General features: G+C 35.8%; 23 protein-coding genes. 3 read left to right on the top strand and 20 right to left on the bottom strand.

All coding sequences use genetic code 11. The annotated features are described in order from the left end of the window. Nucleotides 1–34 precede the first annotated feature (34 nt). The 17 genes from BV906_RS13490 to BV906_RS13410 all read right to left on the bottom strand — a co-directional run bounded on the left by BV906_RS13490 (nt 35) and on the right by BV906_RS13410 (nt 18887). Nucleotides 35–1192 carry a DegT/DnrJ/EryC1/StrS family aminotransferase gene (locus tag BV906_RS13490; RefSeq protein ID WP_140321995.1) on the bottom strand — a complete coding sequence of 386 codons (1158 nt, stop codon included), beginning with the start codon at nt 1190–1192 and terminating at the stop codon, nt 35–37. A gap of 491 nt (nt 1193–1683) precedes the next feature. Further along, nucleotides 1684–2298, bottom strand: coding sequence for a sugar transferase (locus BV906_RS13485; RefSeq protein WP_087974316.1), 615 nt, complete (start codon nt 2296–2298; stop codon nt 1684–1686). A gap of 118 nt (nt 2299–2416) precedes the next feature. Then, complete coding sequence (locus BV906_RS13480; RefSeq protein WP_087974163.1) at nt 2417–3586, bottom strand: glycosyltransferase family 4 protein; 1170 nt, start codon at nt 3584–3586, stop codon at nt 2417–2419. 3 nt (nt 3587–3589) lie between these two features. Next, nucleotides 3590–4870: a nucleotide sugar dehydrogenase gene (locus BV906_RS13475; protein WP_087974162.1), complete on the bottom strand. Its 1281-nt coding sequence runs from the start codon at nt 4868–4870 to the stop codon at nt 3590–3592. After that, nucleotides 4870–5886: an NAD-dependent epimerase gene (locus BV906_RS13470; RefSeq protein WP_087974161.1), complete on the bottom strand. Its 1017-nt coding sequence runs from the start codon at nt 5884–5886 to the stop codon at nt 4870–4872. Before BV906_RS13470 ends, BV906_RS13475 begins: the two co-directional genes overlap by 1 nt. 17 nt (nt 5887–5903) lie before the next feature. Beyond that, nucleotides 5904–7022: a glycosyltransferase gene (locus BV906_RS13465; protein WP_087974160.1), complete on the bottom strand. Its 1119-nt coding sequence runs from the start codon at nt 7020–7022 to the stop codon at nt 5904–5906. 158 nt (nt 7023–7180) lie between these two features. Then, nucleotides 7181–8503 carry an O-antigen ligase family protein gene (locus tag BV906_RS13460; RefSeq protein ID WP_140321994.1) on the bottom strand — a complete coding sequence of 441 codons (1323 nt, stop codon included), beginning with the start codon at nt 8501–8503 and terminating at the stop codon, nt 7181–7183. Further along, the gene (locus tag BV906_RS13455; protein WP_087974158.1) at nt 8479–9399 is read right to left on the bottom strand and encodes a glycosyltransferase family 2 protein; all 921 of its coding nucleotides are present in this window, start codon (nt 9397–9399) and stop codon (nt 8479–8481) included. The genes BV906_RS13460 and BV906_RS13455 overlap by 25 nt, the downstream gene beginning before the upstream one ends. 20 nt (nt 9400–9419) lie before the next feature. Then, entirely contained in the window at nt 9420–10847 is a 1428-nt protein-coding gene (locus tag BV906_RS13450; protein WP_087974157.1) for an oligosaccharide flippase family protein, read from the bottom strand. A 38-nt stretch (nt 10848–10885) separates the two neighbouring features. Then, entirely contained in the window at nt 10886–11854 is a 969-nt protein-coding gene (locus BV906_RS13445; RefSeq protein WP_217896386.1) for an ATP-grasp fold amidoligase family protein, read from the bottom strand. A gap of 140 nt (nt 11855–11994) precedes the next feature. Continuing rightward, nucleotides 11995–13824: a polysaccharide biosynthesis protein gene (locus BV906_RS13440; protein WP_087974156.1), complete on the bottom strand. Its 1830-nt coding sequence runs from the start codon at nt 13822–13824 to the stop codon at nt 11995–11997. A gap of 29 nt (nt 13825–13853) precedes the next feature. Beyond that, entirely contained in the window at nt 13854–14555 is a 702-nt protein-coding gene (locus BV906_RS13435) for a response regulator transcription factor (RefSeq protein ID WP_176330353.1), read from the bottom strand. A gap of 117 nt (nt 14556–14672) precedes the next feature. Continuing rightward, nucleotides 14673–15344, bottom strand: coding sequence for a response regulator (locus tag BV906_RS13430; RefSeq protein WP_087974154.1), 672 nt, complete (start codon nt 15342–15344; stop codon nt 14673–14675). Between the two features lie 112 nt (nt 15345–15456). Beyond that, nucleotides 15457–16221: a tyrosine-protein phosphatase gene (locus BV906_RS13425; protein WP_087974153.1), complete on the bottom strand. Its 765-nt coding sequence runs from the start codon at nt 16219–16221 to the stop codon at nt 15457–15459. A 249-nt stretch (nt 16222–16470) separates the two neighbouring features. Further along, nucleotides 16471–17235 (bottom strand): tyrosine-protein phosphatase, encoded by a 765-nt coding sequence (locus BV906_RS13420; protein ID WP_087974152.1) that lies wholly within the window; start codon nt 17233–17235, stop codon nt 16471–16473. Between the two features lie 214 nt (nt 17236–17449). Continuing rightward, the gene (locus BV906_RS13415) at nt 17450–18145 is read right to left on the bottom strand and encodes a CpsD/CapB family tyrosine-protein kinase (protein ID WP_087974151.1); all 696 of its coding nucleotides are present in this window, start codon (nt 18143–18145) and stop codon (nt 17450–17452) included. After that, a complete protein-coding gene (locus tag BV906_RS13410) occupies nt 18123–18887 on the bottom strand; it encodes a YveK family protein (protein ID WP_087974150.1) in 765 nt (254 codons plus the stop codon). Before BV906_RS13410 ends, BV906_RS13415 begins: the two co-directional genes overlap by 23 nt. 448 nt (nt 18888–19335) lie before the next feature. Between BV906_RS13410 and BV906_RS13405 the strand changes: the two genes are divergently transcribed. After that, a complete protein-coding gene (locus BV906_RS13405) occupies nt 19336–20385 on the top strand; it encodes a C40 family peptidase (RefSeq protein WP_087974149.1) in 1050 nt (349 codons plus the stop codon). A gap of 475 nt (nt 20386–20860) precedes the next feature. Here BV906_RS13405 and BV906_RS13395 read toward each other — a convergent pair whose 3' ends face one another. Then, nucleotides 20861–21805 (bottom strand): nuclease-related domain-containing protein, encoded by a 945-nt coding sequence (locus BV906_RS13395; RefSeq protein ID WP_087974147.1) that lies wholly within the window; start codon nt 21803–21805, stop codon nt 20861–20863. Between the two features lie 256 nt (nt 21806–22061). Between BV906_RS13395 and BV906_RS13390 the strand changes: the two genes are divergently transcribed. Continuing rightward, nucleotides 22062–22433: a hypothetical protein gene (locus BV906_RS13390; RefSeq protein WP_087974146.1), complete on the top strand. Its 372-nt coding sequence runs from the start codon at nt 22062–22064 to the stop codon at nt 22431–22433. Nucleotides 22434–22613: 180 nt separating this feature from the next. Here BV906_RS13390 and BV906_RS13385 read toward each other — a convergent pair whose 3' ends face one another. After that, complete coding sequence (locus BV906_RS13385; RefSeq protein WP_087974145.1) at nt 22614–23414, bottom strand: hypothetical protein; 801 nt, start codon at nt 23412–23414, stop codon at nt 22614–22616. 21 nt (nt 23415–23435) lie between these two features. Continuing rightward, on the bottom strand, nt 23436–25316 hold the full coding sequence (locus BV906_RS13380) for a zinc ribbon domain-containing protein (RefSeq protein WP_087974144.1): 1881 nt from the start codon (nt 25314–25316) through the stop codon (nt 23436–23438). A gap of 607 nt (nt 25317–25923) precedes the next feature. Here BV906_RS13380 and BV906_RS13375 point away from each other — a divergent pair. Continuing rightward, a complete protein-coding gene (locus tag BV906_RS13375) occupies nt 25924–26142 on the top strand; it encodes a helix-turn-helix domain-containing protein (RefSeq protein WP_087974143.1) in 219 nt (72 codons plus the stop codon). The last annotated feature ends 129 nt before the right edge of the window (nt 26143–26271 follow it).

Here is a 26271-nt window from a genome sequence, read left to right as displayed (position 1 = left end):
TTAGTTCCAGCAGATATTTAACCTTCATCGGAATTTATATTTTTATAAGACCCTTTAAAATTTCAATAACCCGCTCCTGCTCCTCAACACTCATATTCGACCCACTAGGCAAACACAAACCATATTCAAACAAATAATCTGAAACACTATTTCCTTCTTCATGCGGATAATACTTCACATCTTCAAATAACGGTTGCAAATGCATTGGCTTCCATACTGGACGTGCTTCGATATTATCTTCATTAAGTCTCTTAATTATTTCATGACGTGAAACCCCGGTTAATTCAGGATCAATGGTCAATACAGTTAACCAACGATTTGACATTGTTTCTTCGAGTTCTGGTTGGAATTCAATTCCATCTAAGTTACCAAATGCTTCATAGTAGCGTTCAAAAACTGCACGCTTTTGTGCAACACGCTCATCCAATACTTCCATCTGTCCGCGCCCGATGCCAGCAACAATATTACTCATTCTATAATTATAGCCGACTTCACTATGCTGATAATGTACTGCTTTGTCACGGGCTTGTGTTGCTAGGAATGTAGCTTTCTTCAATGCTTCCTCATCATCCGATACGAGAGCACCACCACCGGATGTTGTGATGATTTTATTGCCATTAAATGAATACACACCGTATTTTCCGAATGTACCACTTTTCTTCCCTTTATATGTACTTCCTAATGATTCTGCAGCGTCCTCGATAATCGGCACACCATATGAATCACAGATAGACATCAATTCATCCATCTTAGCGGCCTGGCCATATAAATTAACCAGAATTACAGCCTTTGGGAGCTTTCCATTCTCACGTGCCTCACCAAATGCACGCTCCAATGCTACTGGAGACATATTCCATGTGTCCATTTCTGAATCTATTAAAACGGGTGTTGCCCCTTGATAAAAAATTGGATTTGCGCTAGCCACAAAAGTTAGCGATGAGCAGAAAACAGTGTCCTCGGGTCCAATATTTAAAAGTCTTAATGCTAAATGAATTGCTGCAGTACCAGAAACAACTACAGCTGCACCTCTTATATTGTTATATTCTGCAATATCTTTTTCTAGTCCATCCACGTTGTTACCAAGTGGAGCAATCCAGTTTAAATCAAATGCTTCTTGAATGTATCTTTGCTCGTTTCCGCTCATGTGTGGGGATGAGAGGAAGATTCTTTTTTGTTTTTGCATTACTTTCATCTCTTTTCATAACTATTTTATTACTTTTGTATGAACTCCAACTGCAGTAACACTGTTCACCAATATCATTCACAACAACGCCCTCGGCAACACTCCAACCTCCAACATGTTTTCCAGAGATCACAACAGCCCCTGCGCACCTGATTTCATTAGCCTAGAGACACAATTCCAGCTAAGTTGCTTTTGGAGAAGTATACATAACCCTCAATATATTATATGTTCAACCAAAGACTGCATTGAAAATAGAATGGTTACCGATTACAGAGTCTGCATTAACCATTGAATTTAGCATAATCACAGTTCAATTACCTATTTTAGTAGACTTACCGCGGTTGGATGATTTACAATCGCATATTGCTCAATCAGGATAAAAAATTTATCAAATTTTTTTACGGACATAATTCTTCCAATTGCTATACAATATTTATAATCTTTCTTTTGTAAAGAATCTAGCAATCTAGTACTACTATCCGCTGCCTATTAAAATTAATTTAACGATTTTTGGAGACCTTCTTGTGATCAGTACCTTTAAATTTTTCCATCGTAGCTTGTCCATCCTGATTAATTCCTTCAGACTTGAATACTTTCAACACAGTTTGAAATAGAATTTTAAAGTCTAGCCAAAAGGAGCGATTTTCTACATACCAAACATCCAATTTAAACTTTTCTTCCCAACTGATTGCATTTCTTCCGTTCACCTGAGCACAACCTGTAATTCCGGGCCTTACATCATGACGACGAGCTTGCTCTGGAGTATATAAAGGTAAGTATTCCATCAATAACGGACGAGGGCCAACTAAACTGATATCTCCTTTTAGGACATTAAACAGTTGTGGGAGTTCATCCAGACTTAGTTTTCGAATAAATTTACCAACTTTAGTTAAACGTACATGATCCGGTAAAAGCTCACCTTTTTCATTTCGCTCATCTGTCATTGTTCTAAACTTATATACGTTAAAAGGCTTACCATGTAGACCTGGACGTTGTTGTGTAAATATAACGGGTGACCCTAGTTTAAATCGAACGAAAATTGCTGTTATTATTATGAACACGGATAAAAGAACTAGTGCAATTAACGCAACTATGAAATCGAAACATCTTTTGATTTTGATCACCTACTTATTTCTATTATTTCATTTTAAATCTTAATTTATTAACAAGACCTACGAATCCTATTTCTAGTATCACGTAGGTCTTATAGGTAGAAATTCTATCTGTTATGCTTTACGATTTAAAGTTTTTACCAAACATTAATTTTTCAAAAAGTATCAGCTGTTTCTCCAATACCTTTGCTTCATTAAACTTATGAACTGCAATTTCTCTAGCTCTTAATCCCATATTTTCAATCTGATCTGTTTGGCTTAACATCTTATTCATAGCATCTGCTAATTCCTTAATGGATTTTCTCTCTACCAAAAATCCATTTTCCCCTTCAACGACTTGTTCTCTACACCCACGGATATTTGTAGCAATTATAGCATTATTCATCGCCATCGCCTCAATGATTGAACGAGGTAACCCCTCACGATAAGAAGGTAATACAAAAATGTCGCTTAAAGCTAAGAGATTATGAATATCATCACGAAAGCCTAAAAAAATCACATTATCTTGCTCCATAAGTTCTTTAATCTCATTAATTGAAGTAGTATCTCGCTCACTATCCGGTAAGCCACCAACCAATAGCAATTTTGCATTAGGATATTTGGATGAAATTTCTTTAAAAGATTTCAATAGCTCTATAATTCCCTTTTCCCTAACTAATCTACCAATAAAGGTAAATATAACATCATTTTCATTAACACCGATTTCCTCTGTTAAGTTAGAGATATCATCCTTATTTAGCTTTTGTGGATTGAACACTTCTATTAAATCTACACCATTACTTAAATGAATCGTTTTATCCTCTTTTATAAATCTATCCTTTATAGCCAAATTATAATCTTCTTCACTTTGAAGAAGTAGCCAATCTGTCAGAAATTTAGCAGCGTACTTTTCAATTGTATAAAAGAATTTATACTCTTTTTTTGACATATCATCATGAAAATAAAAACCATGTGCAGTATAAACGATATGTTTTACACCTGCTAGTTTTGCTGCAACTCTCCCGAGCAATGCAGCAATTGGTGTATGAACATGCACTATGTCATATTTTTCTCTCCTTATTAGCTTGTACAAAGATATAATAGATTTAATGTTAGAGACTAAATTAATAGAACGATCAATTCGGATATTATGCATGTTTGGTACATCGCTTTTCAATTTCGAGAATAATCCAGTATCTGTACAGGCAACATGCGTCTCAAATCCACTTTTATTTGATTCTAATATCAGTGGCTTGAGCAATTTATCTACAGTTAAATCTATCGCACAAACCTGCAGTATCTTACCTTTCATAAATTATAATCTCCATAATTCAATATTTTCAGGACGAGTCATTTTATCAAGTTTACTCTTCACATCAAATACAATACCTTTACCATGCTTCAATAATTGATCAAAAATTCCCCATCCTTCATTTAAATATTCCTCATGAGGGACTGTAAAAACAACTGCATCTGCAGGGACTAGCTCTTTGTATGAAATTAAATCAATTCCGTACTCTTCATGAGCTTCGACAGGATCTGCTTGTGCATCTGTAACTTGCACTTTTATTCCATAATCTTCCAGCTCAGTTACAATGTCTATTACTCTCGTATTACGTAAATCAGGAACATTTTCTTTAAATGTAAATCCAAGAAGTGTAACCGTTGAACCCTGTACAGGCATGTTTTTCTTAATCATCTGTTTTACTAAAGACGTCGCGATAAATTTTCCTACGTTATCATTTGTTTTTCTACCTGCTAAAATAACTTCAGGATGATGACCAACCTTTTGAGCTTTATAAGTTAGATAGTAAGGATCTACTCCTATACAGTGTCCACCAACTAAACCAGGTGAAAAGTTTAAGAAGTTCCATTTCGTTCCTGCTGCAGCTAATACCTCTGCAGTATCAATGTCTAACTTTTCAAAGATAACAGCTAGCTCATTCATTAGAGAAATATTTAAATCACGTTGAGTGTTTTCGATTACTTTTGCTGCTTCAGCAACTTTAATTGAGCTTGCTTTATGTACCCCAGCATCAACAACTGAACCATATACAGCAGCTATAGTTTCTAATACTTCTTCATTCTGTCCTGAGACAACTTTCGTAATTGTTGTAAATGTATGCTCTTTATCACCAGGATTAATTCGTTCTGGAGAATATCCAACAAAGAAATCCTCTCCACATTTTAATCCAGAGGCTTTCTCTAAAACTGGTACACATTCTTCTTCTGTTGCTCCAGGGTAAACAGTAGATTCATAAACTATTATTGTACCTTTTGATATATTTTCACCGATAGTTTCTGAGGCCTTTAATAAAGGTATTAGATTCGGTTGTTTATTTTCTGTGATTGGTGTTGGAACCGCAACGATAATGAAATTTGCTCTATTTAAATCAGCAGGATTTGCTGTGAATTCAACGGTTGTATTTTTCATATCTTCCGCTTCTACTTCATTCGTTTTATCATATCCTTGCTTTAATGCCTCAATCCGTTCTTCGTTAATATCAAAACCAATAATATCGCGTTTTTTCCCAAATGCCACTGCTAACGGTAATCCTACATATCCTAATCCTACTACTGCTATTGTTTGTTCCATTATAATTTCACCCCATAATATTGTAAGTACCAATCAATAAATTTATTTACACCATCTTGAATAGTTGTCTGCGGTCGGAAATCAATATCTCTAAATAGATCATCTACATTTGCATATGTCTCTGGTACGTCACCGGCTTGAAGCGGTAAGTAATTCTTCTTAGCTGTTTTGCCTAATTTATTCTCTATTGCTTCAATAAATTCCATTAATTTAACTGGACTATTATTTCCGATATTGTAAACTTTATATGGTGCATAGCTTGAACCCGGATCTGGGTTAGCACCTGACCAATCAGGGTTTGGCTGAGCAGGTCGTTGAGTCAATCTAGTAATACTTTCAACTATATCATCTACATACGTAAAATCACGCATCATATTTCCATGGTTAAACACATCAATTGGCTCGTCATTAACAATAGCTTTCGTAAAAAGAAACAACGCCATATCCGGACGGCCCCACGGTCCATAAACCGTAAAGAATCTTAATCCAGTAGTTGGTAAACCATATAAATGACTGTATGTATGTGCAAATAGCTCGTTTGACTTTTTAGTTGCTGCATACAAACTTAACGGATGATCAATATTGTCACTAGTTGAAAATGGCTTGGATGTATTCGCGCCATATACAGAACTTGAAGATGCATAGATAAGATGCTCCACTTTATAATGGCGGCATGCTTCAAGAATATTGGTAAAGCCGACTACGTTTGAATTTATATAAGCATGCGGATTTTCTAGACTATAACGAACACCAGCTTGAGCTGCTAAATTAATTACTATTTCTGGTTTATATTGTTCAAACGTTTGATTAATAGTTTCTAAATCTTCTAAATCTGTTTTGACAAAAGTGAAGTTATCATTTGTTAATTGTGCTAATCTGTCTTCTTTTAATTGCGGGTCATAGTAGTCGTTGATGTTATCGATTCCGATTACTTGATGGCCTTCTTTAAGTAATCTTCTGGATAAATGCGAACCTATGAAACCTGCTGAACCTGTTACTAGAATTTTATTCTTCATTTTTACGCAACCCCTATTTATATTTTATATAATTCTTCAAACTGACTTGTTACTTTATGAATATCAAACTGGTCGTTAACTCTCTGTCTTGCTAATAAACCCAGCTTATTTCTCTCGAATTTAGGTAAATCTAGCATTTCAAGAATACTGGTAGCTAACGCTGTAGAATTCCTGGTAGGAACAATTTTTCCCGTATTCCCCACAATATACGCTGAATCACCTGCATCTGTTGCTACACAGGGGGTTTCACATGCCATTGCTTCTCCTATTACATTTGGAAAACCTTCATCAATAGAGGAAGAAACAAAAATATCTGCTCCCGACATTAGTGTTGTAATATCATTCCTTCTCCCTAATAGACTGACATTGTTATTAAGAGAAAAATCATTTAAGAGATTAGCTAAGTCTTTATTTTCTTCATCGATATTAGGTCCGACTAAAACCGCATGAAATTTGATGCCTTTATTTTTCAGTTTATATAATGCACTCAAAAGGTTTTTATGGTCCTTCAAATTATTCCATCGACCTACATGTAAAATATAGGGAATATCTTCTCCTCTTCCTACGATCATACTGAGTTTTAATTTACCCTGGAGGTCTTTGCTGAATTCAGTTAATTCGAATCCATTTGGAATTACAATCATATTTCTATCATAGTATCCAAATTCACTATGTACTTCCTTAGCTTTAATAGAGCAACTAACTATAGCATCGACTTTCTTTGATAGTTTTGAATTTATTTTTGCTATTGCAATTGTGCTTTTTTTATTTAAATTCGGATCTAAGTTACTTCTTCTTATACCCCATATCAGCTTTTTTGCACTGGAAAACTTAAATAGTAAATAACCAAACAAATCAGCATGATACATCCACGTCTGGATAATATCTGTATTCTTGGTATGCTTTCTTGCCTTAATAAAGCTATTAATAGTAGGGATACCTTGTTTCATATTTAAGCAAATAACCTTGAACCCTAAATCACGTATTTTTTCTCCATAAACTCCTTCATCCATCATTGAAATAATACTTACATCATATTTTTCATTGTTTACATACTTTAGTAGTTTATATAGCATTGTTTCAGCACCACCCATATTTAAACCAGTTATTATATGGGTAATTTTTTTTTTTGGCATTTTATCACTTCACTTGTTTAAAATATAATCAATGTTTACATATTTATTACTTTATATTTCAGGAGATTTTTTTTATTGAATTCACTTGTATTATTAATAACCTCTTTCGAGTAGTAATTTAAGAAGTTTTATAGCATTGACATAATATCCTTTTTCTTTCAAATCTGTTTGTTAGTCATTCTTATATTTTTCCTTTCAATATATAAACTTTTCACAACCAAGCTAAATAAGACTAACATGGGTAATATTGTTGACCTAACATACACTGTAGTATCCGTAAATAAATTTATGCACAAAATTAGCGTGACAACAAAGGCCGTCATGCCATAAATTCTTAACTTTCTAGTTTTACTTGATAAGGATATTAATGAATAAAAAATGGAAGTTAATAATATAATTAATAAACCTACTATACTAAATAAACCAGACTCTACCCACAATCCAAGATAAGCATTATGAACATTTTGTGAATAGATACTTTGTTCTAGATAGTTACCAGGACCCATTCCTATTATAGGATTTTGCGAAATGATCTCTATTGCATCTCTCATTAGATCTAACTTAATTAAGTAGCTACCTGCTTCATTAACTTCTTGAGAAACTAATACATTAATTATTCGTTCTTGAAAGCCGCTGGTTAAATTCCATTCAAGTTTATTATCTAAATATAGGAAGAAAGAAAAAACAACAATGAATAATAATAAATAAATAAAGTATTTAAGTAAGTCCAATATAATATTCTTTTTTTTAGATATTAGGAAATTCAATGAGAATGTAACTATTAGTGAGATTATTGCAGCAATAGATCCCCCATATGAACTTGAGAGAAGAATTCCTATTAAAAAGATAATAGAAAAAAAGTAAAAAGTAATTTTCTTAATTAACCCAATCTTTCTTATTAAAAATAATAGCGGAATACTTAGAGCAACTGTCTTGGCTAAACCGTTCGCACCTAAAAATGACCCCATTCTACTTATTCCTATAAAAATACCATGTGACTCTAGAGTTTTGTATACATCAGGTAGAAATAGTAATAGAATCGCACCAATTAAAATAACTAAAGAAATCCCCCAAACATATGCTTTAATAGATCTAAGAATTGTATCTTCATTTGCCGAAATCAATATAAATGGAAGTAGTAAATACACAAATAAATACTGTAAAGGTTCAGTAATTAAATCATCAGAAAACCCATTAATAATAACACTTACACTGTGGCCGAAGACAATTAAGAATACTCCAAAAAATAGTGGTGAATAATATAGCAATACCTGTTTATTAAAGTAAAAACCTTTAATTATAAATAAATAGAAAATAGTTAACAAAAATAGAAAATCAGAAATTGTAAATAATATATTTCCAATTCTTAATGTATAGAATGGAGAAAGTAAACACGCAGTTATTAATAGAAAACTAAAAATACGATAATTAACTAAAGATAAATTATTACTAGCAATCATTTTTTCTTCCTCGTTTTCCACTTATCTTGCTTGTAACAGATATATCCAATAATTATGTAAAGATTATAAATATTACTTAAAGGTATTTCTTTTATTTGTTTTTTAAATGGTATTCTTGAATGAAATGAAAATCTATAATAATTAATACAATTCCTAATTATATATTTTTTTTCAGGCCTAAACGTAGGAGAGATATATGATAGGAAATTTTTATAATACAATCTACATCCCCTTGGATTTTTTAATCTATTAATTAGACTATTATTAGTCAAACCATCATTTTGATAGTCTACCTCGGCAAATTTATAATTTACATAAACAGTTTTATATTTTTTTCCTATCTTATTCCAAACTGTACTCTCTGTTATAAACTTTTCTCCCTCAATAACAGGAAATAAATTATCTTTCAATACTTCTGTTCTAATAAATCTAATTTTATCTCCACTAACCCCAAGGTTAAATCTTGTATATAAGTGATCTGAATGATATATTTCTTCCGGAAACTTATCTCCTAATACTTTTTTATCTCCCATTCTAACGCATAATCCTTCCACTCCTGCATAACCCAATTTGTCGCTTTCGGGAATTTCATTTTCCCATATATTTAACATTTGCATTAGAGTTGTGGGATACAAAATATCATCAGAATCAATAGTCAAAAAAAACTTACCTTTAGCGATTTCTATAGCCTTATTCCGAGCAACATGTTTTCCACTATTCTTCTGATATACATATATAATTGGAAATGAAAAATTATCTCTAACTTCTTTTATAAAATTCGCCGTTTCATCTTTTGAACCATCGTCAACAATAATACATTCAAAATTTTTATATGTTTGATTTTCAATACTTACTAGCAATCTCTCTAAAGTATGAACACGGTTATATGCAGGAATGAAAATTGAAAATTTGTACATAACTAAAACTCCTTCTAGATTCAAGAGTATTTTCTTCTATAACGAATAGCAACAGTAATTATTTTCTTTCTAAAATTAGATACATTAAAGCAAAACAAACATATTGTATAGCAAACTAGGCCAAGTGTTACAATCATTAATAAATTAATTAAATTAGGGCGAAAGGAAATATTGGTTATAACAATAACCATTATGGATGTTGAAATAACAATTTTAGTAAAATCTAAAAACGGGAAAGGTAAAGCAAGTAAATCCTTTCCAAAATACCAAGTTATCACCATAACTATTATGAATGTTAATAACGTCGCCAATGCAGCTCCCATTATTCCATATAAAGGAATCATTATTAAGTTACAAGTAACATTTAGTATTGCACCAACTATAGAAATATTTAATTGGAATTTTGTTTCCTTTTTTAAAATAAAAGGAATATTGAAATAGTAACCCTTTATACATGAAAATAGAATAGCTAATCCTATAATTGGCATTAACCAGTCACTTTGCTTTGAGAAATCCTCTCCCAATAATACAATTGCCACACTATCAGATAGTAATGTTAAACCTGCAAATGCAGGAAGACCTATTATTAATAGCATGCTAATAGTATTTTTTAAAGAGCTTTTTAATTTAATTTTATCCTTTTTTTCATAATAACTTATTATTAATGGTAGAGAACTTGTATTAATTATGACTAATAGTACCCCAATTGTTCTTTGTATTAAATCATAAGTTACAGAATATATACCCACCATTTCTTGGTTTCCTAGCATTGCAAGCGTCCAGCGGTCAGAGGAATCAATTATGACTGTTAGGCCTGTACTAATTGTTAATGGAAATCCATACTTAAGGGACTCTTTAATAATCGATATTTTTATATATTTAAATCTGAATTTCAACCAATATTTTAAGTTTAATAAAGATGAACATAAATTAGCTAATATTAGACCAATAAAAAGAGCTTCAATTCCCTGACCCCAATATAATAATAGAATAGCTAAAATTACACTGATAGAAGATCGTACTAAATACATTAAAGAATATACTGTCGGCTTTAATTTAGATCTAATTAATTCTAAATTTAAATCTCCCCAAGATTGTGACCAAAAGTATAATATTGCTAGTACTAAAAACAAATAGTATTTACTTTCAACTAAAATAATCGGAATAGGAATCAGAAATATAGATATAAAGACCAATATAATGAAACTACCAATTATAGTTGATATAAATATATTTTCATTTTTTTGATATGCAGATTCAAACCTTATAATACTTGTATTTAGCCATTTAAAGAAAAAGATTCCTAAAAAAGTTACTATAGATATTATAGTTGCATATAAGCCATATTCACCTGGAGATAATAGTCTCGAGTATATAAGTAGTGCAACAAGATTTATTAAGCCAGGGATTATTCTCGCCAAGGCATATATTAATGTATGTCGTAACAAATCTTCCCCTCAATTCTATAATTATAACAATATATCCACTAATTTTTCAGTATCTTTTCGCTATTAATATCTATCCATGATCCAAGCCTTATATCCCACTCTTTAGGAGTGATTTTTTGTGTACTACCTCCAGGATAAAATGTTATCTCTCCAAAGTAGATTTGTCCTTCAATATTATATAAATCAACTCTACAATGTGGAAAAGGTTTAGATAATATTTCTGCATATTCAACCATTGTCTCGAAATTTTGAGGTTTTCGCACTAAATTCCCATCGAAATTTTCTCTTCCGATTTTCATATCAATAAGATTAAAATTAGAATCATAAATATTTCTTTTTGCATTTGGAGCATGAGTTCCGTCTGGTGCCATTGTATCTATATCGACTAAAACTAATTGTACTTTTCCATCGAAACATAAAAATCTATAATCAATTAATGACTTATTTCCTTTATCTTCCAATACTTCTTCAGCTATTAATTTTGATTGAATATTTTTGTAATTCCACTCTCTAGATTGATAATAATAATTTTGTTTTAATGCTACATTAAATTTTTTCTTAAATTTTTCTGTTTCAAAATTCTTATTATTCTTATCATAAATTATATTTGTACCTGAACCATGAGTACATTTAATAATTACCTTTTCTGGAAATTCCCTAAAATCAATCTCATCAGCAGAATCATATATTCCATAGGTTCTTATTAATATATTATCTAATCCACAATCTTTCACGTAATCTCGTACTTTGTACTTATCTGAACAAATTGTCAATAGTGGGTCTCTATTGTTAATCTTTAGCCACCATAGTTTCTCATTATATGTTTTTGGGTCCTTTATGTTTAATGTTTCCCCAGTATTTTCTTTATATTTTAGCTTTGCAAATTTTTCATCGCTCATTTCAGATAATAAACGAATCTTAATTTGATTAGCAACCGAATAAGCACTCTTCCAAATTTTGTTAGAGTGAGACAGTTTTCTAAATTTATTTTTTATTTCATATATCAACTGATATTCCTCCCATACTAATCAAATATTTCTAGCTATATTATTAATATAGATTAAACAGAGTTCAAAATTTAATTGGCTCGTAAGCTGAAGTAAAATAAGTTATTAAACTCTCTTTATTTACTATCTAATCAATTATTTTAACCCCTCACTGCTTCCATTCTTCGCTCCGCAAACACAATCCCCATCAACTCTTCTTTAAGTTCAACCGCATCATAACAATCAAATTTATCAATCAAATCAAGCAACAACACCGAATCCACCTCAACCGTCCGACCAACATAAATCTTCTCATAAACCTCACCCGGAAGAACCTCATCCTCACCCAAAAGCTCCTCATACATCTTCTCCCCAGGCCGTATCCCAGCAAACTCAATCGGAATCTCGTCTTCTGTATAACCTGATAATTTAATAAGGTTTCGAGCCAAATCAACAATCTTCACAGGCTCACCCATATCCAAGACGAAGATTTCTCCACCATTCGCAAGTGTCCCTGCCTGAATCACAAGTCTCGATGCTTCTGGTATCGTCATAAAGTAACGGGTCATATCCGGATGAGTAACGGTCACAGGTCCACCGCGTTCAATTTGCTTTTTAAAGAGTGGAATAACACTACCACGGCTTCCAAGCACATTACCAAATCGTACGGCGACGAATTTCGTCTTGCTTCGCTGTGCCATATCCTGGACAACCATTTCTGCTACACGTTTCGTTGCACCCATCACGTTTGTAGGGTTTACTGCTTTATCGGTAGATACCATCACAAATTTATTGACGCCGAATGCATCGGCAGCTTCTGCGACATTTCTCGTACCGATAATATTGTTTTTCACAGCTTCATGTGGATTATATTCCATTAATGGTACATGCTTATGTGCTGCAGCGTGGTAAATAATTTCTGGTTTATGCTGATTAACAACATCAAATATACGTTGTCTATCCTGTACATCACCGATGATTGGAATAATCTCTGTTTCGGTATCGCCATAGACACGTTTAAGTTCCATATCAATATTATAAATGCTGTATTCTCCGTGGCCTAAAAGTAGAATTTTCTTTGGTGTAAAGCGCATGAGCTGACGACAGATTTCCGAACCAATCGATCCACCTGCACCAGTTACCATCACCGTATTCCCAGTGACATAATCGGATATCATATCGATATCGAGCTTGACCGGATCACGACCGAGCAGATCCTCCACTTCGACATTTTTCAGATGGCTGACAGATACTTTTCCTGTCATGAGATCCTCGATTTTTGGAATCATTTGTACTTTTGCATTCGTTTTATTACATTGTTCAACAATTTTCTCGAGTTGGCCATTACGTAACGATGGAATGGCAATAACAATATGCTCTATTTTCTGTGCTTCAGCAACTGCTTCAATATCATCTGTTGTTCCTTCGACTGGTAAATTATACACCTGCATCTTTTGTTTGTTATTATCATCATCGACAAATGCGACAGGGAGTAACTCGGTATTGTTATGTTCATTTTTCAATTGTCTTGCAATCATGGCCCCGGCAGATCCGGCACCAACGATTAATGTGCGTTTCTTCTGCTCGGTATCCTTCGCTATGTATCGATCACGGAAGATCCGCCATACGAAGCGTGAACCGCCAATGAGTAGAATATGCAGCATCCATGTGATTAGCAATGCTCGGCTGAAGATAGAGCCATTTACAATGAGCTGAACAACCGCTGCACCAACGATGGAGAAGGTGATAGCTTTCGCAATGGCAACAAGCTCACCAACACTCGCATACGACCAAACCTTGTTATACAGCTTATAAATAAACGCGAAGATATGGTGGAAAATTAAGAGTGCAACCGCGCTAGTAATAAGCTCCTGTGTCAGAAATACGTTCGGATAGGACGGGTACACGACCCAGAACGCAATAAAGATTGCCGAACTGACAATGAGTGAATCTAAGATGATGAGCGATGTTAGCCTTTTACGGTAGGACATATATTATGCTCCTTTCCTATGATTTTTTCTTATATACTACTAAACTCGAGCTTTCTTTCCGTATCGTTTTTATTCGACATGATTCTATTAAGATATTCTACCACATTTTTCCTGCCCTTTATATTAAGTTTTCTATAAATATTACTAATATGTACTTTCACCGTTCCTTCTATCACTCCGATTTGCTTTGCTATGTCCCGGTTACGCATGTTTTGCTTGAGGTAATAGGCAACTTCAGATTCTTTTACCGATAATACGGCACCATTTGACGTGAGTCTTTTCTGAAAGAAGTCATAGTTATCATCCTTCATTTCAACCATTCTCTCGATTAGTTCTTCAATTAGTTTTTGCGGCATGGCAAAATGAGCATTCCGTACGGATCGGATGGTATCTATCACTTCATCCGTAACAGTCGAATGCTTTTCTAGTATACTATCTGCACCAGCCTCAATGAAATGGAAAAGGTTACCGTTATTGACGGTGCTTACCAATAGGAGGATTTTCACACTGGGATTTGTCTCTTTCAGTTGGGTCATGATTTCCATCGTGTTGCTAATAGGTATTTCATCTGAATCCATCAAGATAACTTCTGGATCTAATTTATTCGTAATGGCAACCGTGTCTTCCGAGAAAAAAACCTGGCCATTCAGCCCCATATCGGGTTGCATTAGAACGTTTTCTATAAACTGTGTGGAGAAAGTGTTTTTGCTTATATATGTAATTGTAATCATTCGTATTCCCCGCCTATTTAATTTTACCATTGAAATGATATGTTTAAATAGTACTATAAACATAGTCATCTTTATTAGTGATTTTCGACAATTAAAGTCATAACTTGTACTTTTTTCCTATTCAGTTTCTTGCATGATTTGTTTGAAATAGGTAATCGCCTTTGCTCGATTATGAATGTCAAGTTTATGATAGATTTCACTAATGTAATTTTTAACGGTGCCTTCCCCAAGGAATAGCTTATTGGCAATCTGGCTATTGGAATTGTGTTCCATTAGTAAATAGGCAATATCAATCTCACGTCTTGTGAAATTAAATCCCATTCTATCGAGTCTTAGTGTAAAGATCTGTTTCTTATCCATGGTCAATTCACGAATACGATTCCCAAGTATTCTGGCAACGTCGCCAGAAAGCACGATTTCCCCTTCATACGCCATACGAATAGCGTCAATTAACCGTTCGGCATAGAGGGTTTTAATTAAAAATCCATCTGCCCCGAGAACGATACCAGAGATAACCATATCGTCATCTGCCGTCGTGGTGAGCAAAACTACTTTCACTTCCGGGTAGTTTTCCTTTAAAAAGCGCGTTGTTGCAATCCCATCCATATTCGGCATATGGATATCCATTAATACAACATCAACCTTTGGATGAAGAAGCTTCATCTGTTCGATCGCCTTTTCTCCATTTTCAGCTGTTCCAACGACGCTTATATCGTCCGTACGACCAATAATTGCCTCTACCCCATCGCGAAACAATCGTTGATCCTCTACAATAAGAACGTTAATCATGATTTGAATGCCCCTTTTAATAGATTTCGTTTCCCATCTCCTCTACTTTTGTAAATTAAAATATAGGCTATACAAAGCTGTGTATAGCCTATAAGCGTGTATGCATATAGCTTTAGAATAGGCCAAGGAACTTTTTCTTTTTAACTTTTACGGGTTCCATTCGATTGACATTCATATTGTCAACGAGCAGTTGACTGTTCTCTGTAAACAAATAATGGTAGTCGTTTCCATAATGATTACCCACATATTGAAATGCTTTGTCCATACAGAATCCTCTGGTTGTCGTATTATGGGCATCCGAGGCGATGAAATGTGTAAGATTCGCTGCGACTAATTGATCGGTGAATTTTTGAATGTTTTTCCCGAATTTGCCGATGAGACTTGCTGCGGTGATTTGGGTGAGTGCCCCTTTTTTAACGAATTCGTAGAGCTTGGATGGATGTTCAATTAACTCCTGGTTTCTTTCCGGATGTACGATGATAGGGGTGTAGCCTGCCACCTGAATATCAAATAACATCTGGGTTGCGAATCGCGGTACTTGTCCAGACGGAAATTCAACAAATATATATTTGGAGTGATTTAAAGAAAGAAGACTTTCGTTTTGGATGTCTTCTATCATTTCACCATTGATTCGTGTTTCCTGCCCTGGAAGCACTTCAAGCGGAATATTTTCATTGTTAAATAGTTTATTTAATATCGCAACATGGTTAACAATCGAATTACGGTCATTTTCATATTTTCCATTTTTATGGTGAGGAGTCGCAATAATAGCCGTTATTCCCTGGGCAACAGCTGCCTTTGCCATCTCGATGCTGTCTTCTTCCGTTTTCGCTCCATCGTCTATCCCGGGTAAAATGTGAGAATGGATATCTATCATTCGAAACCACGTCCTCTCGTTTTTGTATGTGAAATTACTCCAGATTAATCTATAGTTATCCAATAGTATAGTAAAGTCACTAATGCTTTACAATTGTCCCAACTTACTTAACGTTAGTATAGCAGAAAGATAAGAAACTTTTAACATACTATTTATGGAAATAAAGAACTCCCCGATGAGAACCAGCAGGGAGTTCTTTATTATAATTACTATATCTTATATTAATTTGAAATAATTTGACAAATAAGTTTAAAACATACCCCATTTTTTCTTGACCGCAATTCGATCTGGTACATCTTTGAAGATTGCTTCATCATGGACCAGTGCATCACTATTATCTATTAGAAGATTCGCGAAGTCCTTGCCATAATTCTTCTTCACACGTGCAAATGCTTCTTTCATAAAAAATCCCTGTTTCTTGTTATTGCGGGCATTGGATGCGACAAAATGGGCTAGATTTGCATCCAGAATCTGATTTGCGAACCGTTCTGTATTTCTGCCTAATTTCCCAGCCAAGCTTGCAGCACTCAGCTGTGTCAGTGCACCATTTTTCACGATTCGATACAACTTATCTGGATTTTCCCTAAATTCATGGTTTTTTTCCGGATGCACAATTACTGGAATATGCCCAAGAATTTGAATTTCAAAGAATAATTGGGTCGTATACTCTGGCACCTGATTTGACGGTAACTCCACACATATATATTTGCTTCCATTTATCGGCAGGATTTTGCCAGCTTTTAGATCATCTGACATCTCCCCATATACTCTCGTCTCTTGACCTGGAAGGACTTCCACGTCGATTCCTTCTTCTTTCATCTTTTCGTTCATGAATTTGACCGCTCCCATAATTTCCATCGGATCGTTCCATGATGAATCCTTATGGTGGTTCGGCGTTGCGATAATCGTTTTAATGCCCTCTTTTTCTGCCGTTCTTGCCATCGCAATACTTTCTGTAATCGATTTGGACCCCTCATCTAACCCCGGTAAAATATGACAGTTTATATCGATCAAAACTGTTACCCCCTTATTAATAGTTACCGTTTATATAAATTCTTTTGTTAGTCTTTAGGATTTTTTCCTTATATTTCAATTTTATCAGAGAACTAAGTAGGATAATAGTGTATTTCGGTCACATAAAAGTCACATTGGTAGAACAAAAGTCATGCTATATATAATTGGTCAACAAAAAAACTCCCTTTCCTATTAACGGAAAGGGAGTTTTTTATTAGTTACCATAATAATAGTAATAATTAGCTTCTTTCTTCTCACGATCATTTAGCACGGTACCAAGGATTTTCGCATTGACAGATTCTAATGCTTCAATTGCTTTCTGTGCCGCTTCAAATTCGGTGCTCTTACTGCGAACGACTAGAATACTTCCGTCCACAAAGGTGGAAAGGATTTGTGCATCGGTTACGGCAAGCACTGGCGGTGTGTCAAAGATGACAACATCGTATACTTCACGCGCTTCCCGAATGAGATGCTGCATCCGCTTCGAGCCAAGCAGTTCGGATGGGTTCGGCGGGATTGGTCCACATGAGATAATATCAAGATTATCTACATCACTCGCTACTGCCGCATCTTTTAGGGGTATATCTCCTACCAATACATTGCTTAGGCCTTTTAAGTTATCCAGACGGAATGTATAATGCACGGTCGGTTTACGTAAGTCTGCATCAATCAGCAGGACGCTTTTCCCTTGTTGCGCATAAACAACTGCTAGGTTCGCTGTCGTCATCGATTTTCCTTCAGCTGGACCAGCAGATGTTAGCATGATGCACCTGACTTCCTCATCAACTGACGCGAACTGCAGATTCGTTCTGACGGTTCGGTACTGTTCAGAGATAGGTGAGCGTGGACTCAATTTTGTAATTAAATGACGCATTTTATTTCCTTTTTTAGACTGTTTTTTTCGCGCCATCGAAACCACCCCTTACCACTCTGTCTTTACTTGCATGATTGAAACCTTCCAGATGTATATCTTTGTCATCAATATGTGAGATGACACCAAGTACAGGTACATTTAATTTTTTCTCTATATCTTCTTCTGATTTAATCGTGTTATCCAAGTATTCAAGCAGGAATGCTAGCCCTACGCCAACCATTGCTCCAAGAACAATCGCAATTGCAATGTTAAGGACTGGATTCGGCGCTACTGGTGTGGGGTTTTCCGAAAGCTGTGCCTGTGATAATACGGAAACATTATCCACATTCATTATTTCTGGAATCTCTTCTTGGAAAACTTCTACCGTTGTATTGGCAATTTCTGCTGCTTGTGTTGGGTCAGGATCTGTTGCCGTTACAGTAACAACCTGTGAGTTCTCTGCACTTGCAACTTGGATTTTCTCTGATAATTGACCACTCGTCAAACCTAAGTTCAATTCATCTGAAACCGTATCTAAGATTGCTGGACTTTTAATTATTACATTATAAGTATTAATCAGTTCCACATTTGTCCGAAGATCCGCCTGTGTAAATTGTGTTTCTGGATTTGGATTGCTTTGATTCACAATAAATTGGGAGCTGTTTTGATATGTTGGTGTTAATACGAAATAACTAATAACTGCAGCTATTATTGCTGCCCCCAACATTAACGCGATAATGAGTAGCAAACGCTTCTTGATGACCTCGAAGATCTCTTTGAGGGAAATCGTTTCTTCCATTCTTGTACCTCCATTGTGTTTACCATCTATTGTTGATGGCGACTTTAAGTCTTGTAATGAGTGCTGTTTCTAATTTATATGTTTTAACCCTATCATTCTATATCGACAATATAAAGGGAATTATAACATATTTCGCGGTATTTCCAGAAAAAGTTTTGTAAAAATTTCTAAACAATTGTTGGGAACCACTACTAGTAGCCTATAGTCTGGACATTACGTTGATGCGTCTATATTACAAAATGATTACAAATATCCTATTAATCTATAATTTTTTTAGTTTAGAAGCTATAATGATGATAGTTTCTGTTAGATATTGGCTAAACAGAGATAGATTTCCAATTAAGAGCAAATAAGGGCACCTGTTTTTGCAAGAGTCTAAAGAAAGGCTCAAAGGCTAAGGACGTGCGTGACTCGTGAGCTTGATTTGGACAACAGGGGGATAATGAAATTGACGAATAAGAAAATGGTTATGTCGGTTACTGCCTCAGCAGCGATTGCATCAGCATTCTTTGCAGTAGACGAAGCAGAAGCAGCATCACATAAAGTTCAAAGTGGTGATTCCCTATGGGCAATCGCAGGTAAATATGGTACAAGCGTATCCATGTTGAAATCAATAAACAATCTAACATCCGATGTAATCTATCCGAATCAAGTAATTGAAACAGATAAGGGTACAACATCAGAATCTAACTCTAATTCTACTACTACATCTACTAATACATCTACAACTTATACAGTAAAAAGTGGTGACACCCTAAGCGGCATCGCCTCAAAACACGGAATTTCCCTATCAAACTTGATGAAATGGAATAACTTGGACACAACATTGATCTATCCAGGGAATAAGTTTGCGGTGAGTGCGGGAGGATCTTCGAGTTCTAGTTCATCGAGCAGTTCTTCCAGTAGCAGTAAGGTAAGTTCATCAACTGTTTATACGGTGAAGTCTGGTGACACATTATCACGAATCGCATCACAGCATGGTGTATCCGTTTCTAACTTGAAATCATGGAACGGGTTAAGTTCTGATTTGATTTTAATTGGACAGAAATTGAATATTGGCGGGAAAGCTGGATCTGGATCAGCTTCGGTAGCACCTTCTAGTAGTTCAAGTAAAGCTCCAGCAACGGACGTTGATTATAATGTTGATAAACTAATCAGCGTAGCAAATAGCGCAGTTGGTACACCATATGTTTGGGGAGGCACAACTACAAACGGGTTTGATTGCAGTGGATTCATTTATTATGCATACAAACAAGCAGGCATGGACATCAGCCGCACATCTGCAGCAGGATACTTTGACCGCTCCTATTACGTTAACACTCCACGAGTAGGAGACCTCGTATTCTTTGAAGGAACATATAAAGCAGGAATTTCTCATATGGGAATTTATATTGGAAATAATAAAATGATCCAAGCTGGGTCTAGTGGCGTAGAGGTTACTAGTTTGGACAATCCTTATTGGAAGAGTCATTTTGATAGTTATAAGAGATTTTATTAAGGGTTAGTTTGGAAGCAGGGGGAGTTTTCCTGCTTCTTTTTTGTTGGGTGGGTTTTATTAGCTTAGTGGTTTGGGTGGCTGGGTTTTGATTAAATAAGGTTTATGAAGGGCCGGTTGTTAGGGAAAAGAGAAGGCACTCCAGCTGCGCTGGAGTGCCTTTTCTTTTGATGTGTGGGTGTTGTTTGGGCGGCGGTGTGGTGCTGGGGACCGAGCTGGAGTTTGCGGCGACCGTTTGGTGGGTGCTGGCGACCGAGCCGGAGCGGACGGCGACCGTTTGGCGGAGGCTGGGGACCTTGTTGGGGCGGGTGGCGACCGTTTCGTGAGGGCTGAGGACCGAGTTGGCGCGGGCGGCGACCGTTTCGTGGGTGCTGGGGACCGAGCTGGGGCGGGTGGCGACCGTTTGTGAGGGCTGGGGACCGAGTTGGCGCGGGCGGCGACCGTTTGGTGGGTGCTGCGGACCGAGTATTGTGGGATGCTACTTTTTATGCCACCTCCTGCGCTGTTTATCATGGGTTAATCCCGATTTCCTCATGAGTCTGGTAGCGATATTTTTTGATTTAATGTTTAGGAATCGCCTGAATTCGGCGTTCTTAATCCAGGGGCTGATTAGTAGTAGATAATCTTCTAGTGATTTTTCATGTGCATGGGCTGATTGATGGTTACATCTGTTGCAAATCCAGTTATTATAGATACGCTCCATACCTAGCCAACTACATTCGGGACACTGCACTCCTGGCGATAGATCACTTCCTTCAATCCCATGCTTTGCCATAACATTTTTATCATATTCCTTACATTCCCTCAATAGGGTATATCCGATTTTCTGATGTTGGTAATTAGCCGCTTCGGTTAATCTGCTTTCCATCTCCATTATTTTCTTTGGGATATTTTCTCCCCGTGTAACTACTTTAGCGATAGCTTGCTGATCACCTATTACTTCAATCTTCGTAGTTGGTTCACTGAAGGCAATTAAATAGTAGATTGGAATAGTTGGAAGACCTCGGTGCTCTAGCCAATTTTGAAGTTTAATTTGTTGGATTTCGACCTGTGTAATCGGGTGATTGAAGCCCACTTCCCTTTTACCGTCATCGCGTGTGAACTGGTTGAGTATGGTATCGAATATAACCCTTCCGCTATAGTTTTTAACTTCGATAATGTAGATTGCGTGAGGTGTGATAACGAGGTTGTCCAATTGAAATGTCTGGTTGTTTAGGTTTAGACAAACGTCCCGTAGAATCGTATAAGCTTCGGCAATCAGGGATAAATAATAATCGACCTTCACTTCTCCTGTATAGCCTTTTAGGTACTTCGCCGATTCATATTGAATTTCCGGAAGGGCCGGAAAGTTCTTCCTAAGTCTGGGTATAAGCGCTTCGTATTTTTTCAACAGAAGTGGTTTTGTACGTTTTTTAATAATCATCGTTTCCTCCTCCCTACTAGTTATTAACTATAGTATAAGGACAATGGTAGATTTAGCAATTTGCTGAAATTTAATTTTTACTGAATTTAACTAGTCGAAAATTGCCGCAGGGTCTTTGGTAATTTAATTTTCAGTTTATCAAAGGGAGTTTTATTGAGTTTTGATATACTTTTTGGCCTTTTTACTGAAAACATGTCAATTTATGCTTGGATTTTTTTATGCTATATTATAACTATCTAAAGAGGAGGTGACTGACATGGAAAAAGAAGATCAGATTATTGGAATGCTGGAGAAGATTCTCGAGAAACAGGATGAGCATAGTCGCATTCTTGAGGAGCATAGCACTCAATTGAGGGAACATGGGATTTTGCTTAAGGAGCATAGCGTTCAACTTAAAGAACATAGCACTCAACTAGGGGAACACGGTCAAATATTAACTGCACTTCGATCTGGACAAGAGTATCTAAAAGCAGAAATGGATGGAATGAAGATTGGGAATGCGAAGGAATTTGGTACACGAATAGAAGAAAACAGCCCAGCAGCTATTAACCAAGAACTTATTCGTGAAGAAACTTGGGCACATAAAGTAGACATACAACGCATTAAAAAGACATTGGGAATGATATAAAAACATAACATTACCCCATACTCCAAGGATAGAACCTACTAAAATTATAATAACCCACAACAAAACCCGGCCAAGATTCCACATCCCATGGCCGGGTTCACTTTTAGGAAGCGCAGGGACAGTTCTCCTGCTTCCTCTTTCTACAATAATGACTATCTCAGTCCACTTTCTCCCGTGTTTTTATAGAAAGCTGGTTAAACTTTCAAGGTCTTCAATCATTCCGAATATGATACTTCTTATAATGATATAAGATATAAACATCGCTAAGGCAGAGGAGCCAAGCGCTATATACACTTTTTGATTCGATGTGTTTTTTACCTTTTCTGAAACTAGAACTACTGGAAGAATGAATGTTACAAAGAATAAGGAAAGTGACATTAAGGTTAATGTAGTAGGAATAGATCCAGCCAGCCCTGCTAATAAACCTAATATATTGATCGCGATAAATGGGGTTAACAACCCACCAAATTGTGCAATTAATTCTTTACTAGTTACGGTACTCTTTCCTAATTTACTCATCGCAAGTGTACTTACCCAAGAAATAGCTATAAATATTAATGTAATAAAAATGACGCGGAATACAATGGCAAAGAAAGGAATAGTTACGTTCATATCACTTCCTAGCATACTACCAAAACCCATCGCTGCTTTTGATACAGAATTAATCAAGAGATAAAGGCCGATTGCCAATGCTATCACGTAGATAGCAATGTTAATTAATCCATTCAGGAATAAGTTCTCATTGGAAGACAATGCTGCTGAGGGATTCTTCAACAGACGCATAAAATACGCTCCAAAGTCTTTTAAAGCTGTTTTCGCATCTATATTCGATTGCTGGATTGGCACATTGGATGCTACAGATGCAGCAGTTTCCTGTTTGACTTGAACACCGGCCGGTACGTCACTACCCATTGTTGTTCCGCATAGTTCACAAAACTTACCCGAATCTTGTTCATGATTACATTTGAAACATTTATTCATTTTTTCATATCTCCTCTTTTATCAGTCTCTATTTGTTTCTACATAATCAATTTTCGTAATTTCATAACCATCATCCGTTATATTAACGTTGTAAACTTTGTCACGATCATAATCGATCTGCTCATCCAAATGATTCGTAAAAACGAAAATTTCATTTGTAGTTACTTCAACTGTACTATCATCAATTTCCTTTGTATTAATCACTTCATTCGACGTGAATTCATATGCGTAGGCAGTATCTTTTAAATTACCGACATATTCCTCTAATTCATCATATGCATGACTATCCACTTTTAAATAAGATTCTATCAAACTAAAATCCTTTGAATTCAATGAATTCTCATAGGCATCACGAAATTGAAGCACGAACTCCCCGGCATCAGAGTCTTCTACAGTGGCAGTCGTAGTTTCACTCGGACTTGCCACATCTTCATCAATCCAATTAGATTTATGGATGACTGGCTCGTCGACAGTATATTCTTTCACATTCTCACTATCGATGCCCCAGCCGCTTCGATGTGAACTAACTAGCCATGCCTCTGCTTTTTCATCGTATTGTAACTCATAATCCTGAGTCCAACGATCCTCTGTATCCGCATATTCGGGGTAATCGATATCGTAGCTTGTAAAGTTTCCTGTTAGTTCCAATGACATTCCAGCTGTCCAATGATCTTCTTCATTATATAGACGAATGGAATCCAAATCATAAACAGATCCAAGGTATTCCGCTTCTAGAGCTTGGCCATTTTCCATCGCATTGGTTGCTTCCTCCAGGGTACTTTCCTGAAGTGATTTTGTTGCCGTATTTAATTCGCTAGTATCAACAGTTGCCATTGCCTGAATCCATTGCTGATTATACTCATTTGCTGTTTCCATGAGAACAGTCTGTAATTTTTCATTCATCATATTGAGTTCCACATAGTCACTTTCAATTGGTTGCTCATCCATTTTTACCGTTCCCCAAGGTAATTCCACTTCTACAGCAAGCGTCATCGACCCATCGGTTAACACAGGGCCAAATGTAGGGTTTTCATAAAGGTTTATCCCTACATCCTTACCGTTGATAAATAACGTTGCATTCCCGTCCGATGCTGGCATCTCAACAGTCACTTGATCCGATTCCAAGTTCATCCCAACGGATTCCGTACCGTTTTCCGGCATTAGAAGAATTTTCTCTTCTTTTTCCAAATCAATGAAATCCGTACTCAATGCAGCCTTCACGGAATGGTATCCAGGAACATAAGGACCAAATGTACTTGAATAATCAGGGATATCTGCAGTACCTATTTCTTCATCATCTATAGATAAAACAGTATCCTTATAATTTGTTTCTACAGTAAGATAGACAGGCTCAATTACTAAGCTATAGCGATCGTAAAATAAGAGCTTACTATCCGCCTGTAACTTTATAAGATCACTCTCATTCCATGGATCAACTGCCAAAGCATTATTCGGTTGGTCGAGCAATTGCGATTGTTGGTTTAAACTAGTAACAAGCGGATTGATTTCATCCGGATGCTCTTGGAAATAACGGAGCAGACCTGCTACTGCATCCTTATCAATCTCTAGCTGCTTATCCTTTGATGTGAGATAATCAGCGATTTCTTCCGCATTTCCCTCTATCAGCGCGGTTTGAAAACCATCAATTAAACGTTCTTTAGATAATAATGTATTCATAAATGTATGTAGTCCAAAAAATAATACAACCACTGCGCCTATCGATATCCACATAATCTTCGTTTTTTTCGGCATCGGTTGTTTCGGTACTAATTGTGGTTCTGGTGCTGATTCCTTCTGTTCTATTGACTTACTTTCACTTGCAGCAACAACGGGGGTTCCACATTCCTTACAAAATAACGCAGCCCCCTTCAAAGAAGACCCACATTCTTTACAAAAATTCATCCCTTCTCCTCCAATTTATGTGTGATATTCCGAACTAATTACAAACCCTAATCCCTGGTGAAATACTCTCTTCATATATCAATACCCCTTCTGTTATTGGCGAGTAATACATAACAATGATGTTTCATATTTTATAAAACGCCATCCCCACCCTCCAATTTATGAATATTCCGACCAAATTATGAAAACATAATCACCCGGTAAATTATTACCTTAAATAGAAAATTGCAAATACACACTCCTTTATAACTAATTATTACACATAAATGGTAAAATTGGAATATAATTCCTGAAAGCGTGGGGAGTTTCTTGTGTTTCGTTTTCGACAAAATAAGACAATATACATGGTAGTTATTATTTATACAAGTATCGCGGGAAATTCGAGCGGGGTTGTATATTTTTGGAGACGCTGCTAACGTAGTATAGTCGGCCCTGTGTTTTGGAGAACGATGGGGTCATTGTTATTTAATGCGCGTACCATCGATAGAATAAATTTTACCGTCCGCTCCGATCAATTCGAAACTCATTCGATTACCTCTGATTAATATAGTTTAATTTGTTCCATAATGAAGTTAATACAATTAATTTAGAATAGAGGATTCCTTTTATGAAAAAAGTCGAAATCAAATTAAAGGATTTACTTGAATCACGCGGAATGTCCCAAGCGAAACTATCCGAAACAATCGGAATCCGACCGGGAACAATTAATGATCTTTACCATAACCGAAATAAACATATTCCCAGGAACGTGATAGATAAAATAGTAAACGAGTTAGATGTCAAGGATATAAAAGAATTACTTACGATAGAAGAAACCGATGTTTGACTAACGTTAAGAGGGCAGCGATGCTATTCGTAATTGATCGCTCCCCTCGTTGCTATACGATACGTACACTTAACGTTAAGATCCCTCGATATTAAAGTAGATTCCTCATTTTACAGATGAATATATCAT

The sequence above is a fragment of the Oceanobacillus rekensis genome (assembly GCF_002153375.1).
Classification (GTDB): Bacteria; Bacillota; Bacilli; order Bacillales; family Amphibacillaceae; genus Oceanobacillus; species Oceanobacillus rekensis.
Note: the sequence above shows the minus strand (reverse complement) of the source record. Positions and strands in the feature narration are given on the sequence as shown.